The 15,010-nt window shown below is 43.5% G+C and carries 13 protein-coding genes and 2 tRNA genes; 12 read left to right on the top strand and 3 right to left on the bottom strand.

Annotated features, from left to right (window positions below):
* The first annotated feature begins 357 nt into the window (after window positions 1-357).
* From ASULF_RS01775 to ASULF_RS01760, 4 genes are all read left to right on the top strand, one after another.
* Window positions 358-1,317: a putative sulfate exporter family transporter gene (locus ASULF_RS01775; protein ID WP_015589983.1), complete on the top strand. Its 960-nt coding sequence runs from the start codon at window positions 358-360 to the stop codon at window positions 1,315-1,317.
* Entirely contained in the window at window positions 1,314-3,530 is a 2,217-nt protein-coding gene (locus tag ASULF_RS01770; protein WP_015589982.1) for a PAS domain S-box protein, read from the top strand. Before ASULF_RS01775 ends, ASULF_RS01770 begins: the two co-directional genes overlap by 4 nt.
* A gap of 97 nt (window positions 3,531-3,627) precedes the next feature.
* Window positions 3,628-5,094: a YeiH family protein gene (locus ASULF_RS01765; protein ID WP_015589981.1), complete on the top strand. Its 1,467-nt coding sequence runs from the start codon at window positions 3,628-3,630 to the stop codon at window positions 5,092-5,094.
* A 48-nt stretch (window positions 5,095-5,142) separates the two neighbouring features.
* Window positions 5,143-5,982 (top strand): outer membrane protein assembly factor BamB family protein, encoded by an 840-nt coding sequence (locus ASULF_RS01760; RefSeq protein ID WP_015589980.1) that lies wholly within the window; start codon window positions 5,143-5,145, stop codon window positions 5,980-5,982.
* Window positions 5,983-6,005: 23 nt separating this feature from the next.
* On the opposite strand, the gene ASULF_RS11660 is transcribed toward ASULF_RS01760, so the two are convergent.
* Together ASULF_RS11660 and ASULF_RS01750 are read right to left on the bottom strand one after the other, a co-directional pair.
* Window positions 6,006-6,191: a hypothetical protein gene (locus ASULF_RS11660; protein ID WP_144060466.1), complete on the bottom strand. Its 186-nt coding sequence runs from the start codon at window positions 6,189-6,191 to the stop codon at window positions 6,006-6,008.
* A gap of 241 nt (window positions 6,192-6,432) precedes the next feature.
* Window positions 6,433-7,698: an amidohydrolase gene (locus tag ASULF_RS01750; RefSeq protein ID WP_015589978.1), complete on the bottom strand. Its 1,266-nt coding sequence runs from the start codon at window positions 7,696-7,698 to the stop codon at window positions 6,433-6,435.
* Between the two features lie 166 nt (window positions 7,699-7,864).
* Between ASULF_RS01750 and ASULF_RS01745 the strand changes: the two genes are divergently transcribed.
* The 6 genes from ASULF_RS01745 (at window position 7,865) to ASULF_RS01720 (ending at window position 11,243) form a co-directional block, all read left to right on the top strand.
* Window positions 7,865-8,833 carry a tyrosine--tRNA ligase gene (locus ASULF_RS01745; RefSeq protein ID WP_015589977.1) on the top strand — a complete coding sequence of 323 codons (969 nt, stop codon included), beginning with the start codon at window positions 7,865-7,867 and terminating at the stop codon, window positions 8,831-8,833.
* Between the two features lie 78 nt (window positions 8,834-8,911).
* Window positions 8,912-9,148, top strand: a complete 237-nt coding sequence (gene eif1A, locus ASULF_RS01740) for a translation initiation factor eIF-1A (protein ID WP_015589976.1) — start codon at window positions 8,912-8,914, stop codon at window positions 9,146-9,148.
* A gap of 63 nt (window positions 9,149-9,211) precedes the next feature.
* Window positions 9,212-10,021 carry a serine protein kinase RIO gene (locus ASULF_RS01735; protein ID WP_015589975.1) on the top strand — a complete coding sequence of 270 codons (810 nt, stop codon included), beginning with the start codon at window positions 9,212-9,214 and terminating at the stop codon, window positions 10,019-10,021.
* A gap of 5 nt (window positions 10,022-10,026) precedes the next feature.
* The gene (locus tag ASULF_RS01730; RefSeq protein WP_015589974.1) at window positions 10,027-10,581 is read left to right on the top strand and encodes a KH domain-containing protein; all 555 of its coding nucleotides are present in this window, start codon (window positions 10,027-10,029) and stop codon (window positions 10,579-10,581) included.
* A 371-nt stretch (window positions 10,582-10,952) separates the two neighbouring features.
* Window positions 10,953-11,036: transfer RNA gene (locus tag ASULF_RS01725), tRNA-Leu, on the top strand.
* A 71-nt stretch (window positions 11,037-11,107) separates the two neighbouring features.
* Window positions 11,108-11,243: transfer RNA gene (locus ASULF_RS01720), tRNA-Trp, on the top strand.
* Between the two features lie 93 nt (window positions 11,244-11,336).
* Here the strand turns inward: ASULF_RS01720 and ASULF_RS01715 are convergent.
* A complete protein-coding gene (locus tag ASULF_RS01715) occupies window positions 11,337-11,633 on the bottom strand; it encodes a hypothetical protein (protein WP_015589973.1) in 297 nt (98 codons plus the stop codon).
* 176 nt (window positions 11,634-11,809) lie between these two features.
* Between ASULF_RS01715 and ASULF_RS01710 the strand changes: the two genes are divergently transcribed.
* Entirely contained in the window at window positions 11,810-13,465 is a 1,656-nt protein-coding gene (locus tag ASULF_RS01710; RefSeq protein ID WP_015589972.1) for a DUF2070 family protein, read from the top strand.
* Window positions 13,466-13,515: 50 nt separating this feature from the next.
* Window positions 13,516-14,988 carry a 2-isopropylmalate synthase gene (locus ASULF_RS01705; RefSeq protein ID WP_015589971.1) on the top strand — a complete coding sequence of 491 codons (1,473 nt, stop codon included), beginning with the start codon at window positions 13,516-13,518 and terminating at the stop codon, window positions 14,986-14,988.
* Window positions 14,989-15,010: the final 22 nt, after the last annotated feature.

The raw sequence follows: 15,010 nt of genomic DNA, 5'->3' as shown, positions 1-15,010 counted from the left end.
ATCGCAAGATCCCTTGCGAGCGATCTTGCGAGCAGAGAAAAGATAAAATTATAGGGATATCGTGGGGGAGATACTCTCAGCCTTAGCTCTCTTGTTGGTGAGACCTGTACTCAACATTGTACTCAGGTATAGGTTTCCTGATAACGCCTTGGACTCTTGATATTCATTTACCCCAGCGTTCTGACTACAACACTCGTGTTGTTCGTACTTCTCTACTTTATTAAGGTATCTATGTTTCAACTTGTGGATTGCCCGCATATTAACTTGCACCTCTCGCACCGCAATTTTTATTTAGAAATCGAAAAAGGGCAGGTTTGGTTTAAGATAGCTGGCATATAAACTGCTGGAGGATGTCTGATGGTTGGAAAAAAGCTTTCAGAATGTAAAATGTTTGGCGCAATGATGATTACGATTCCCGGGATTGTGTCTTATTTCGTGAGTAGTTTCTATCCTGCTCTGGATGCGCTTTTTCTGGCTCTGATATTTGGGATAACTATTGGAAGTTTCCTGAATAGTTCAAAAATAAGGTATCTCGCAGAAGAATCTCTCGCTGTAACACTCCCACTTGGAATCGTGCTGTATGGTGCAAAAATCAAAATCCCATATCCAAGCGATTTTCCGACCCAGGTCATAGTCTTGACAATTTTTTCAACCTTGCTCATGGGTACTGCAGTTTTTCTCTTTGCAAAAACGTTCAGAGTAAGTGAAAAACTCTCGTTGTTGCTGGCATGTGGCACAGCCATATGTGGTGTATCTGCCATAACGATAGTCTCTTCAATTGTTAAGCCAAGGAAAGAGGAATTTTCTGCGGCGATTATCGTGATAACTGTGGTTGGACTAACTGGGGCCATACTCTATCCGTTTCTGGGTTACCACTTGGGACTGTCTCCGGAATGCTATGCAATTTTAAGCGGAGCCACCCTTCATCAGACCAGCCTTGTAGAAATAGCATCATTACCGTTTGGAAATTATGTTATGCAGGAGGGTCTGGCCGTTAAGGGTATACGCATTGCACTGATTTCTGTAGCCACTCTTTTGATTTCTTTCATCTATGCGGAGAACAGATTTTACGTTCCATGGTATGTTGTGGCGTTCCTCATTGTAGCATTTCTATCCAGTTTCGTATTAACACCTGAAATTGTAAGGGTGATAGAGCCACTCTCTACAATAGCTTTTTCAATTACGCTGGCATCTATTGGTCTCTCAGTTAACATAAGAGACATCCAGAGAGTTCATCTCAGCCCTCTGATTGCTGCTTATGGCGGGTGGTTTGCCTCACTGGCTATATTCTTGGTAGTAATGGGGTGGTTGCTGTGAGGTTGCCTATTTTCTTTAAATTAGTTGCAATCGCGCTCTTCTTTGCGTTGCTCTCTCTTGCCCTGTTCACAGTTACCTCTAACGAACCATCTGGATTGATATATGTCTATTACAGTTACATGTTCATAATAATTCTTGGAATATCTTTTTTCGTTGCAGGGAGCATAACAGAACCTCTGGAGAGACTCAGAAACGGATTTGAAAACATTATGCGCGGAGAAAGCGCTTATATAGAGGTAAATACGGGTGATGAGCTTGAAGACCTTGCGAAAGCGTTTAACTACATGGTAGATGTGCTGACGAAGCAAAAGGACATGCTGAAAAAGAGTGAGGATAAGTACAGGAGTCTCATAGAAGATGTGAACGACTGGGTTTTTGAGGTTGACGAGAACTTCGTTTACACTTATTCAAGCCCCAAGGTCAGGGATATTCTTGGATACGAACCTGAGGAAGTCGTAGGCAAAAAACCCTTTGACTTTATGCCAGAGGATGAGAGAAAGAAGGCTGTAGAAGAGTTCGAAGTAATAAAAAGAGATAAAATTCCGTTCTGTGGCTTAGAGAACGTGTTCATGCGAAAGGATGGTAGCCATGTAATACTTGAAACGTGCGGCAGACCATTCTTTGATGAAAAGGGAAACCTGCGTGGTTACAGGGGTGTCAGCAGAGACATAACTGCAAGAAAGCATGCTGAGGAGAAACTGGCATACTTGGCGAGCATCACAGATCATACTGTTGATGCCATAGTTTCTCTGGACCTCGACAGTCGCATCGTATCTTGGAATAAAGGTGCAGAGATGATGTTTGGATACAAGGAATCTGAAGTTATTGGCAAGCCTCTGGCAACTCTTATGCCAGAGGAAAACTGGGATTCATGCAGAGTAAACTTCAAGAAAGCAATTTTCGAGGGTTATGCCAGAGATATCGAGACTGTAAGAATAACGAAAGACGGCAGAAGGATACTTGTGGATCAGACTCTAACAACAATTTACGATTCAAATGGAGAGCACATGGGATTCGTTGCGATAATGAGGGATATTACCAAGCGTAAGGAGGCTGAAGAGGAACTCAAAAGGGCTTATAGGCAGTTAGAAGAAAAAACACAGGAGTTGTTAAAGTCGCAGAAGGAACTCGAGTACCTTGCAAACATTCTGGAGAACTCTAACGACGCAATATATTCCGTTAATCTAGATGGTGTTATTACGAGCTGGAACAAGACTGCAGAGAAACTGTTTGGCTGGACAAAAAAAGAAGCCCTCGGAATGCCTGCAGATGTATTGTTGCCGGATGAAATCAAAAACGAGACATCGTTCCTTATTCAGAAAATAAAAAAAGGTGTCAGGTACATATCTTATGAAACGAGAAGGCTGACTAAGGATGGCGAAATAATTGATGTGGACCTGACGGTATCTCCTATACTGGACGAAGAGGGTAAACCCGCTGGTTTTTCGGTAATTACAAGGGATATATCCTGGAAGATTAAGGCAGAAGAGGGAATGCTAAAGAGAATTTTGAAATTTGACGTTGATAGGGGTAAAGTTTACCTGATAAAAGAGTCTGCTCCGGATCTTGCTCTGGAAGTGTTCAATGATCTGGTCAAATGTGGTTACTCTGGGACAATAATAACAAGAAAACTTCCTGATGAATTAAAAGTAGAGAACAACTCAACGCATTTCTGGCTCTCTGAGAAAAAGGGTAAAAACACATTGTCACCGGATATCTCTGAAATTGAGGCTACAATTATGAATCTTCCAAACTGGAATAATGCAGTACTCTTGGAGCTGGATTATATCATTCTGAAGAACGGATTTGACGAAACATTTAGATTCATTCAAAGGTTAAAGGAAGCCTTCTATCTCCTCAAGAAAGGAATTGTGTTGCTCACACTTGATCCTGACATTCTGGATGAGAGGCAAATAAAACTCCTAAGAAAAGAATGCAGCAGTGTCAAACCAAAACATCATGACATCCCCTCGGAAGTTTACGAGATATTCAGATACGTTTACATGCGAAATAGGGTTGGAGAAAGACCCCCGGTCAGGGACATCATGGCCAAGTTCAATATTGCAAGAAACACAGCCAAAAAGCGAATAAGATATCTCGAGGAAAAAGGACTATTAAAAGTCCTCAGGGATGGCAGGATAAAAGTAGTAGAGGTTACAGAAAAAGGTAAAGAATTTTTTTATTTGTCTGAAGACAATATTGTGCAACCTTAGCTGACACTTTTGACCACTTTCTTGACAACATCGATATGTACCTTGTCTCCGACATATGCTGTTTCCGTAAAACAAACTCTACGGAGGTGGCAGAAACTTGTCGGATAGTGAACATGTAGAGGTTGTTAGAGGTGTAAAGACACTATGGAAAACAGAGGACTGGTGGGCAGTGTGGATGGCATTTATTGTGATACTGCTGGCAACGGCACTGTACTTCAGTGGCTCAACGCTGAAACCGCTTGCAGTATATCCACCAAAATGGAGCTTTACCCCTGAAGGCTATGCAAAACTCGCAGAACACTTTGCTACCAATGCAGGATGGTACCTTGCAAACTTCTTGTTCTGGCTGGCAATGTTCACGGGTAGCAGCAAGCTCCTTGGATTCAAGCCGAGTGAATTCGTACCATCGTTTGTATTCGTATACATAGCATCAGTATTAATAGCAGTGTTCTCAGCAAACGAGACGGCCCACCACTACAACTTGGAAGCACCACTGTTTGCGCTTCTTGTCGGATTGCTGATAAGCAACACGATAAAACTGCCAAAATGGATGGACGCAGGTTTCAGAGTTGAGTATTACATAAAAACAGGAATAGTCATGCTCGGTGCAACACTGCCGTTTACACTGATACTCTACGCTGGACCAGTAGCATTTATACAGGCCACAATTATAGCGGTGTCAACATTCCTGACGATCTACTTCGTTGGTACGAAAGTGCTTGGAATGGACAGGCGTTTTGCCTCTGTTCTCGGTGCTGGAGGAGCTGTTTGCGGTGTTTCAGCATCGATTGCAATGGCTGCAGCAGTAAGGGCTAAAAAAGAGCACGTGGCAATGGGTATAACGACGGTCATTGTCTGGGCAATAATCATGATATTCGCTATACCTCTGATAAGCAAAGCACTTGTTCTGCATCCGGGTGTTGCCGGAGCGTGGGTAGGCACATCTGAATTCGCTGACGCTGCAGGATTCGCAGCGGCTGCCGCATACGGTAGCATGTTTGCAAACCTACCACCAGACGCAATTGTGTTCGGAACGGGTAAGACTGTAGCGCAGGTTATAGCGGAGGCAAAGGCAGTGGGTGTTGACATTGACGACATAGCGGTTCGTACATTTACGCTGATGAAGGTCATCGGCAGAGACATCTGGATTGGACTGTGGGCATTCGTTATGGCAATTATAGCAACGACAAGGTGGGAGGTTGAGGAAACCGGAACCAAACCATCAGCGAAGGAGATCTGGTGGAGATTCCCCAAGTTCGTTCTTGGATTCTTCGCAGCCTCGCTGTTTATCTCTATACTCACGGCAGGAGTTCCGCTTTCAGAGTACTTGCAGCACATGAAGCCGTTGCTCGTAGGTCCGATCAAGACTATGAGAACATGGACATTCATATTCACATTCTTCAGCATCGGTCTGACAACGAGATTCAGAGAGTTGACTGCAGCAGGTTCCAAGCCATGGATCGCATTCTCATCTGGAGCAATAGTGAACGCCATACTCGGAGCACTGATGTCGATATTCGTGCTCGGTACATACTGGGCAACCCAGGGATGGGGAGGCCTTTAAAAACCCCACCTAAATTTTTTATTATTTTAATTTGCCTGAGTGGTTACCATGAAGAGTCTCTGGAGTTACAGGCCTGACAGTGAAGTTGAAAACGTTTCCTTCGATGAGGATTACCTGGTTTTCAGTTCAGGAAGCAGCCTGTACTGCCTAAACACCAACACGGGAAAAATTATCTGGAAGAAAAGAATGACTACAACTTTCTATAGAGATCCGTTCTCAGATGTGTCGATAACGGCACTCGATGCTAAGGGTCCAATGATTGCAGCAGGAACAAACTTTATGGACGGAAAAATATACCTGTTTACGAAGACCGGAAAACTGCTCTGGGAGCATCAGTTTGCCACCATTGCGAGTCTGGGATGGAGGCCTGAAGATGTCACGGCAGTTGGCATAGGTGACAACTTCGTGGCAGTTGGGACAGAGTTTATTGGCGAATATATCTACGTTTACACTTTTAAAAGAGAGAGGATGTTTCAGAAGAGAGTGGATGGCACGGTAAGGGCAATAGCAGCTAATAGATGTCTTGCGGTTGGGACTGATAAGAAACTGTATGTATTTGAACTCGATGGCAGAGAGAGGTTCAGCATTACTGCACAGGTTACAGATGTCAAAATTACCGAAACAGGCATCATCACTAGTTCTGGAAACAGAGTTTACATGTTCTCGAGCAACGGGAAAGAGCTTTGGCATAAAAACTTTGATTGTGAGATTAAGCAGTTGTACTGCAACGGCAGAGTTTACGCTATTGCGGGAAAGAGAGTCGTGGTGATGTCTGAAAACGGAGATGTTCTGAAAGATGTTGAGCTGGAGAGCGACCCGGTCGGGATAGGTGGATCAGGGATTCTTACGCTTTATGACAACACGCTTAAAATGTATCCTCTGCTGTGATTTGGGTATAATACAGGATAAGATTATATATTTCTCTGCGTGCAGGGGAGTTCGTGATAATCGACAACTCGAGAAAGCTGATCTTCGATGACAAATTCAGATTTTCTTGCCACAAGGAAATTGTGTGTTTCAACAGGTGCTGTCACGATCTCAACATTTTCTTGATGCCTCACAACATACTCGGGATACGAGAAACCTTGACCTTTCATCAAGCGAATTTCTGGAAAAGATAAGGGAAGAATCCAGATAAATCCATTATCGTCATTCTGGATAACTTTAGATCTTACTGGGCAAATAAAAGCATAAAGCGAGAGCCGTCTCCTCTGATGATAAAAACTTTGGATGAGTTGAAAAGGATTATTGAGAGTTGTTTTAACCGGTTTAGCAAGAGTTTGAGTTTCGCAAGGAAGTGGATTAGTGAATTCTTGATTAGTTTGAGTTATGTCCAAATCAGATTGTGGCAAATTTCTCTATTATCTTCTCAACCTTATCTCTGATCCTGTCCTCATCGACTGTTAGCAGCTCTTTATCCTCCATCAGAATCTTCCCGTCGACTATTGTATGGGTCACCTCGCAGCCAGTAGTGGAATACACTATGCTGTAAACTGGATTGTATGCTGGGATGAAGTTCAGCCTTTTCGAGTCAAGAATTATTATGTCTGCAAGCTTTCCCTCCTTAATCTCCCCTCCATCAATGCCATACGCTCTGTAACCGTTCTTACAGGCCATATCCAGAGCATCTCTTGCCTTCAAAGCATCAGCTTTCATAAGCTTGATCTTTTGCAGCAGAGAGGTCAGCTTGATCTCCTCAAAGAGGTTGTATGTGTTGTTGGATGCTGCTCCATCGGTTCCCAGACAAACATTCACACCAGCTTTCACCATGTCAACAACCCTGGCGATCCCTGAAGCCAGCTTCAGATTGCTTACGGGGTTGTGGGCTACGCTAACCTTTCTTTTCGCCAGTATATCGATCTCTTTATCATTAAGCCATATACCGTGGGCTATGACAACATCTTCCTTCAAAAATCCGATCTCATCAAGCTTCTCCACGGGTGGTTTGGAATTGGCTTTGATGAAGTTCTCAACCTCCTCTTTCGTCTCGGAAACATGGATGTGTATTCCTACATTCAGCTCGTCAGCTCTCTCCCTTATCTGGCTTAAAAACTCCAGAGAGCAGGTGTATGGGGCATGAGGACCAAACACAGCCTTTATTTTCTCACCATTCCACCTCTCTATGAACTTCTCACCTATCTTCAGCTCTTCCTTAGCTCTTTCCTCGCTCCCTCTATCTGCCATTCCGTAGCAGAGGACAGCCCTCATCCCGCTTTCCTCACACGCTCTGGCAACCTCGTCCATGTGGATGTACAGATCGGAGAAGCATGTTGTGCCGGTTTTTATCATCTCGGCAATACCAAGCATAGATCCCCAGTAAACATCTTTCGGCTCGAGCAACCTTTCAACCTTCCATATCTTGGTCTTGAGCCACTCTAGCAGGGGCATATCCTCAGCAAAACCCCTGAAAAGGCTCATCGCAAGATGAGTGTGAGCGTTGAAAAGTCCAGGAAGAACGAAAGAGCCTCTGGCTTTTATCTCAACCTCTCCATGTATGTTATCTGATCCGACATAAGTGATTCTGTTTTCTGTTATACCTATGTTGGCCCTTTTGAACTCTCCGTTGATGTAGCACAGGCCATCTTTTATCGCCAGATCGTACATGGGGTTAGTTTTCAGCATGGTTGGATAAATAATTTTGGTTAATCTGTAATATGGCAGATACGGTTTGAAACAGAAGCCAGAGGTTCCGGGAATTGTCTGAGATCCGCATCAGTAAAAATCAGGGGCTTTCAAAAACTTTTAAAAACCCTCTCCTTAACCCACCCTTATGGATCTTGAATCAAGATTACATCTCATCAGGAGAAATCTCGAGGAGGTCGTTACAGAGGAGGATTTAGTTTCAGCTTTATCGAGTGGTAAGAAGCTGAGGGCTTATGTTGGTTATGAGCCAAGCGGAGAGATACATCTCGGGCATGTCATGACCGTAAACAAGCTGATGGATCTCCAGAATGCAGGTATTGATATAGTCGTCCTCCTCGCTGATGTTCACGCATACCTGAATGAGAAGGGAGACTTCGATGAGATCAGGGAGATCGCGGAGTACAACAGAAGAGCCTTTATAGCCCTCGGGCTTGAGGAATCAAAGGTTGAATTCGTTCTGGGCAGTGATTTTCAGCTTGAGAGAGATTACATACTCGATGTTTTGAAAATGGCGAGAATAACAACGCTCAAAAGAGCGAGAAGGAGTATGGATGAAGTTAGCAGGAGAAAAGAAGATCCGATGGTCTCCCAGATGGTCTATCCGCTGATGCAGGCTCTGGACATAGCCCATCTGAGGGTTGATCTGGCTGTTGGAGGGATAGACCAGAGGAAAATACACATGCTCGCGAGAGAGAACCTCCCGAGGCTTGGATATCCATCACCGATATGCCTGCACACTCCGATACTGCTCGGCCTTGATGGAGAGAAGATGAGTTCGTCAAAAGGAAACTATATATCGGTTAGAGATTCAGAGGAGGATGTCAGAAGGAAAATAAGGAAAGCTTTCTGCCCAGAAAAGCAGATTGAAAACAATCCTGTAATTCAGATAGCTCAGTACCACATCTTTCCGAGATTCGAGAAGGTTGTTATAGAAAGGGATGAGAGGTTTGGCGGGGATGTGGAGTACTTGAGTTTTGAGGAGTTGAGAAAGGATTATATGGAGGGGAAACTGCATCCGATGGATCTAAAAATGTCAATAGCAAATTATTTAAACAAAATCCTTGATAATACAAGAAAAAAGTTAAATCAAACTTAGTTAACAACTTTATGGGGTGATTGTCTGAGCGAGGAAGGAGTAATCAGAGTAAGACTCCCGGATAGGAACAAAAATGAGATGTTCGCGATAGTTGACTCGATGCTCGGAGCAGGCCACATCAAGGTTAGGTGTGAGGATGGTGAGGAGAGACTTGCGAGAATTCCGGGCAAGATGAGGAAGAAGATATGGATCAGGGAAGGAGACATCGTTATAATCGTCCCCTGGCCCTTCCAGAAGTCAAGGGCTGACATTGTGTGGAGATACACGATTCCTCAGGTAGAATGGCTTGAGAAGAACGGGTATCTTAAATTCTGATCTGTAATCTGATTTATCGGACCATCTAAAGCATTTATATATGTTCTTGTTCATCTCGATTCTATGAAAGGATTTGATGATAAAGAGCTAAAAAATATTGAGAGGTATCTCGATAAGCTCAGGATCAAGGAAAGAGATCAGGATGACAGGAAAATTTTTGCAGAAGTTCTTGATAAGAGGACACTTATAACTCTTTACAAGTTATCAAAGAAGTACATTCAGGCTTTAGGTGGAGTTGTCAGCACGGGAAAGGAGGCCAATGTGTTCTATGCTGATGGTCTGGTTGATGGAGAGGAGATGCCTCTTGCAGTAAAGATATACAGAATCGAAACGAGCGAGTTTCACAAGATGGAAGATTACCTCTTCGGAGATAAGAGGTTCGATATGAAAAAAATCTCGAAGAAGACTATAATCTATATATGGGCTGAGAAGGAATTCAGAAATCTGCAGAAAGCCTATCAGGAGGGAGTAAATGTCCCGAGGCCAGTTCATTACCTCAAGAACATACTGCTCATGGAGTTTCTTGGAGAAGATGAGATACCCTCGCCATCCCTCTTTGATTTAAGGAAAAACCTAGCAGATTTCGTAAATCCAAAGGATCTGCTGGAGGAGATTCTGGAGAATGTGGAGAGACTCGTTGTATCTGCCGAACTTGTTCATGCGGATCTGAGCGAGTACAACATCCTCTTGCATAATGGTAAGCCGTACTTCATAGATATGGGCCAGGCGGTACTTCTGGATCATCCCAACTCGATCAGCTTTCTTGAGAGGGATCTGAAAAACATCTCAAGATTTTTTGAAAAGTTCGGGCTGAAATTCGATGCTGGAGAGTTTTTGTCCGAATTGATGAACAAAATTGAGGTGGAGAGGTGAAGAAAATGTACAGGCATCAGACCGAAATAAGGGTTCCCGAGAGCAGAGTGGGTGTTATTGTTGGAAAAGACGGGGAGACGAAGAAGGAAATAGAAGAGAAGACTGGCTGTGAGATGATTGTGAGAAAGGATGGGGCCATAACCCTTATCTGTGAGGATACGATAGGTTTTCTGAAGGCGCAGAACATCATAAAGGCTATTGCAAATGGTTTTTCTCCTTCAACGGCTTTCAAGCTTTTGAATGATTTTGTGACTCTAGAGATTATAGACATATCCGAGTATGTTCCTGAAAACGCTGTGAAACGCATTATGGGCAGGATAATCGGAAAAGATGGCAAGATGAAGAAGACCATAGAGGAGACACTTGAAGTTAATCTGTCTATAAGGGATAAGAGTGTTGCCATAATAGGGGATGTGGAGAATGTCGGTGTTGCGAGAGAGGCTATTATGATGCTCATCGATGGCTCAACACACTCTACGGTTATGAAATTCATGGAGAGGAGGAAGAGGGACATCAAATCAAAAACACTTGACTGGAGAGAAACCATAGATGGGTTGTGATAGTTAATGTATAATCCGGATCAGTGTTATATATTCATAAGTAATAGGATAGATTGCCCCCTGGTGGAAGATGGACAAAACTATTCTGCCCATCCACCACCCCCCTTTCCTTTTTACTAAATTCTTGTTGAGGTTAAAAATTTTGCTGGAAGTTTGCTGACTGGTTATGCTGACTATCAATCATCGAAACTTTGGGGTGATTGATAAAGGTTGATAAAGGCTGAACTTGAAAAATCGGAAAAGTAAAAAACAGTTGTTGATGAACTTGAGGTTGTAGAATTAAACCCCAAAGCTTCAACCGTAAGTAATATAACTTGACAATAAACATAAATACAGCCTGAAATGTAGAACTCCCATAAACTGTTTCAGGTGCGGGGGTTGCCGAGTCAGGAAAAGGCGCCAGATTCAGGGTCTGGTCCCGGAGGGGTCCGAGGGTTCAAATCCCTCCCCCCGCATGTTTGCTTGTCAAAAAGATCCAGAAGTTATCAAAAAAGTTATATCTCAAAATATGCTAATCTGGTATTGAGGGGTCGTGGCGTAGCCAGGAAGCGCGGCGGGCTCCAGCGGTGTGATGAATGATGGGTCTGCTGAGCTGTGATGACCCGTTGGAGCGCTGACCCGAAGAGACCCGCCAGTCGTGGGTTCAAATCCCACCGACCCCACTATTGTTTTTTCTGTTTATATTGGCAAATGGGGATTACTAAATCCTGCTTACGACTTTCTAAATAATGATAAAACAGCATAATAAAGCTGACCTAAAAAACCCCCTTCCATTGCCTGACAACATCCACGACAAGACATTTTGAATAACCAACTCTCTCCCAGATCTTCCCACCGAGAAACTGCCCGGAGAAGAATACCAAGAAGAATATCGGGATATGTGTTAACGGGGCTCTCGAAAAAATTCTCATCAGGAACACAAATGGTACTGGAAGGTGTATCGAGAGAAACCACTCAAGCGAGAATTTTTTCGTATTTTTGCGCCAGTATCCAAACGGAAGGTTGAGGAAAAAGGTTGCGAATAAAGCAACGAGTTCAAGCTCAAATGACATAATACAACTTGTTCATGGAAGTATAAAATTTTTTTCCTGATTTTTTAGAATTTTATTGGAATTTTGCGGAAATTTTATCTAATCCTTAAATCTAGCTTGACTGTTCAAATGCTCAGGCTGGAAACCCTGAACATGACACCCGAAAAAGTTTAAATCCTCGAAACATAGCAGAACCAATGATTGATCAGAAAATCATCGAGAAATTCTACTCCAAGCTTTTCACGATCCCCCGAAAGAGGGTATCGGTCTTAATAGGTATTATCACAATAGTATTCGCATCCTTTCTGAACGGTACAGTTAGCAAGTCATTTTTCGCTCAGAGATATTTCTTTATCGGTTTATCCCTGATAATCTCATTGCTTATTGCATCCAAACTGCTGAAAATAGCTTTCAACAGCAGAAGGGTATTCTTTCTCGCACTGTTCATTCTGATATTCGTTGAGATATTTGATTCCATCGCAATCCACATCCTTCACAACTTCAATCTGATCATAATGGCTCCATCTGCCATGGCGACAGGCCTAACCCTGATTCTTTTCTTCACATCTGAAACCGAGGAATTTAAAGCATCATTGCTCTCTACAACCATTCTGCTATCCATTTATCCAATAGACTATGCTTTCTCGTTTGAAGCCCCCCACAGATTTACGGGGTATGTTGCAGCAACGGTAATAGGCGTTTCGCTAGCTTTACTCTTCATAAAGTTTATTGACAGGAATTACGGGAGATTTAACTCCAAAAGATTGCTCAGGAACTTCATACTATTTTGGCTCACATCAGATCCATCTTTCTTCGAAAGAGAGCTTGAAAGGATCTCTGAGACAAAGGAAGGTTTTGTCAAGTGTCTTAAGATCAACGATGTCCATCTCGTTACAACATCCTTCCATCCTGGGCCAATAAGGAATATTGGTGGGGCTTTGCTGGTTGAAAAGCTCCTCGATGAGAACAGGATTTACCTTCACTCCCTGGTAAAGCACGACAGCAACCCTTCTACATCCAGGGATGTTGAGGAGATCGTAAGAAAAGCTAAGAACCTATCCAGCTTTATTTCTCTGAAGTGTTTTAAGCCGGTTTCGGTTGAAGGAGAGAGATTCAAATTAATGGCCTTTCCCTTTGACAAGTTAACACTCATCTTCATCTCCGGGAAAAAGGCAATTGATGATATTCCGGAGAGCATAAACAGATTTGCGGAAAAGATTTTTGGAGAATGCATCGTGGTTGACTGCCATAATTGCCACTCACAGGGCTATGAAATGTCATCCGGGGATATCATAGAGATTCTGGAGCTGATGGAGGCTTTGAAAGAAAAGATCGATTTTAGGGAAGTGAACAGGCTGAGGTACTCTTTAGCATCAGCAAGAATCGATGGAAAAAGCTGTGAAAGGGTTTCGATGCTAATTCTGGATTATGATGGGGAGAGATTTGTTCTGCTCATGCTCGATGGTAACAACATTAACTGCGAGTTCAAAAGTGAGTTGGAGAACTTTTTCCTGAAAAGTGGATTGCAACCTGTGATCTTCTCCACGGACAACCACTCAAAGACAGGGGTCTCTCCGAAGATAGGTTACATGCCAGTTGGCAGTGATGTGGCAGAGAGGAAGGCGATAATAGACTTCATAATGCGCAATCTCGGAAGAGAGCTTAAAGATGTTGGTGAAGTAGGTTACTCTCATGACACAGTTAAAGTCAGAGTTATGGGAGAGGACTTCTTCAAAGCAGTCGAGAAAATGTTCGTTGATCTGGGCGAGAAGGCAATATACATATTCATCTCAATCGTACTTATCCAGTTTTTCACATCGCTGATATTCGGAAACCTGATTCTTCTGCTCTGAAAATTCCTGATAAAATTTAAAAACAACTCCACTTTATCAACCGTGATAAGATGAAAGAGGTAAGGGTTTTTGATACAACGCTGAGGGACGGCGAACAGACTCCAGGAGTTTCACTGACGGTAGAGCAGAAGCTGATAATAGCCTCCGCACTGGATAAGCTGGGAGTGGATGTTATCGAAGCCGGAACGGCGATAGCATCTGAGGGAGACTTCAAGGCTATAAAGGAGATATCCAACGCTGGATTAAATGCTGAAATATGCAGTTTCTGCAGGATAAAGAAGGAGGACATAGATGCATCGGCTGATGCTGAAGCGGACTCAATCTTCATGGTAGCACCCTCTTCGGACATCCACATCAAGAGCAAGTTCCCGGACAAGGGGAGAGAGGATGTAATCGAGATGTCAGTCTCGGCTATAGAGTACGCGAAGGAGAGAGGGCTTATAGTGGAGTTTGGAGCAGAAGATGCTTCGAGGGCTGATCTGGAATTCATTGTTGAGCTGTTCAGGAATGCAGTATCTGCTAAGGCAGATAGACTAACATATGCCGATACTGTTGGAGTTCTAACTCCTGAGAAGGCGGAGAGCATAATGAAGAGGCTGACATCTGAGTTTAATGTCCCTATTGCGATACACTGCCACGATGATTTTGGTCTGGCAACGATCAACACGGTTTATGCAATAAAGGCTGGAGCCAGTGAATTTCACGCCACAGTAAACGGAATTGGTGAGAGAGCGGGAAATGCTGCTCTTGAAGAGATAGTAATGGCTCTGGAGTTTCATTATGGCTTTAAAACGAGCATAATCAAGGAGAACATATATGAGACCTCAAAGCTCGTGGAGAAGCTCACGAGAATAGTCATTCCGAAACACAAGCCGATAGTTGGTGAATACGCTTTCACGCATGAGAGTGGAATACACACATCTGCGATAATGAGAGATACCTCAACCTACGAGCCGATAACCCCTGAAATGGTTGGAAGGAAGAGGCAGCTCGTCCTCGGAAAGCATGCTGGAAGGGCAAGCATCGAAGAAATTATGAAAAAGCTTGGCTACAAGGCTGACAAGAATCAGATGAAGGAGATCCTTGTGAGAGTGAAAGAGCTTGGAGATAAGGGCAAGAGAGTTACCGATGCCGATGTCAAGACAATAATCGAGACAGTGCTGCAGATAAAGCAGGAGAAGAAGGTCAAGCTTGAGGATCTGTCGATAGTGAGCGGAATGCATATCATGCCAACAGCGAGCGTAAAGCTAAGGATCAATGGGCAGGAGATAATTGAGGCTGCAACTGGATTAGGACCAGTTGATGCTGCGATAAATGCGGTAAAGAAGGCTGTGTCTGAGTTTGCAGACATAAAGTTGGTCAGCTATCATGTCGATGCGATAACTGGCGGAACTGATGCACTTGTGGATGTGATAGTCCAGCTTTCAAGGGGAGATCAGATCGTCACTGCGAGGGGTGCAAGAACTGACATAATAATGGCCTCGGTCGAGGCTTTGCTCGAAGGTTTGAACATGCTCATCTAACCTTTATTTTTGGTGGTAGTTT

The sequence above is a fragment of the Archaeoglobus sulfaticallidus PM70-1 genome, assembly GCF_000385565.1.
Taxonomy (GTDB): Archaea; Halobacteriota; Archaeoglobi; order Archaeoglobales; family Archaeoglobaceae; genus Archaeoglobus_A; species Archaeoglobus_A sulfaticallidus.
This window is presented reverse-complemented; position numbering and strand designations above follow the sequence as displayed.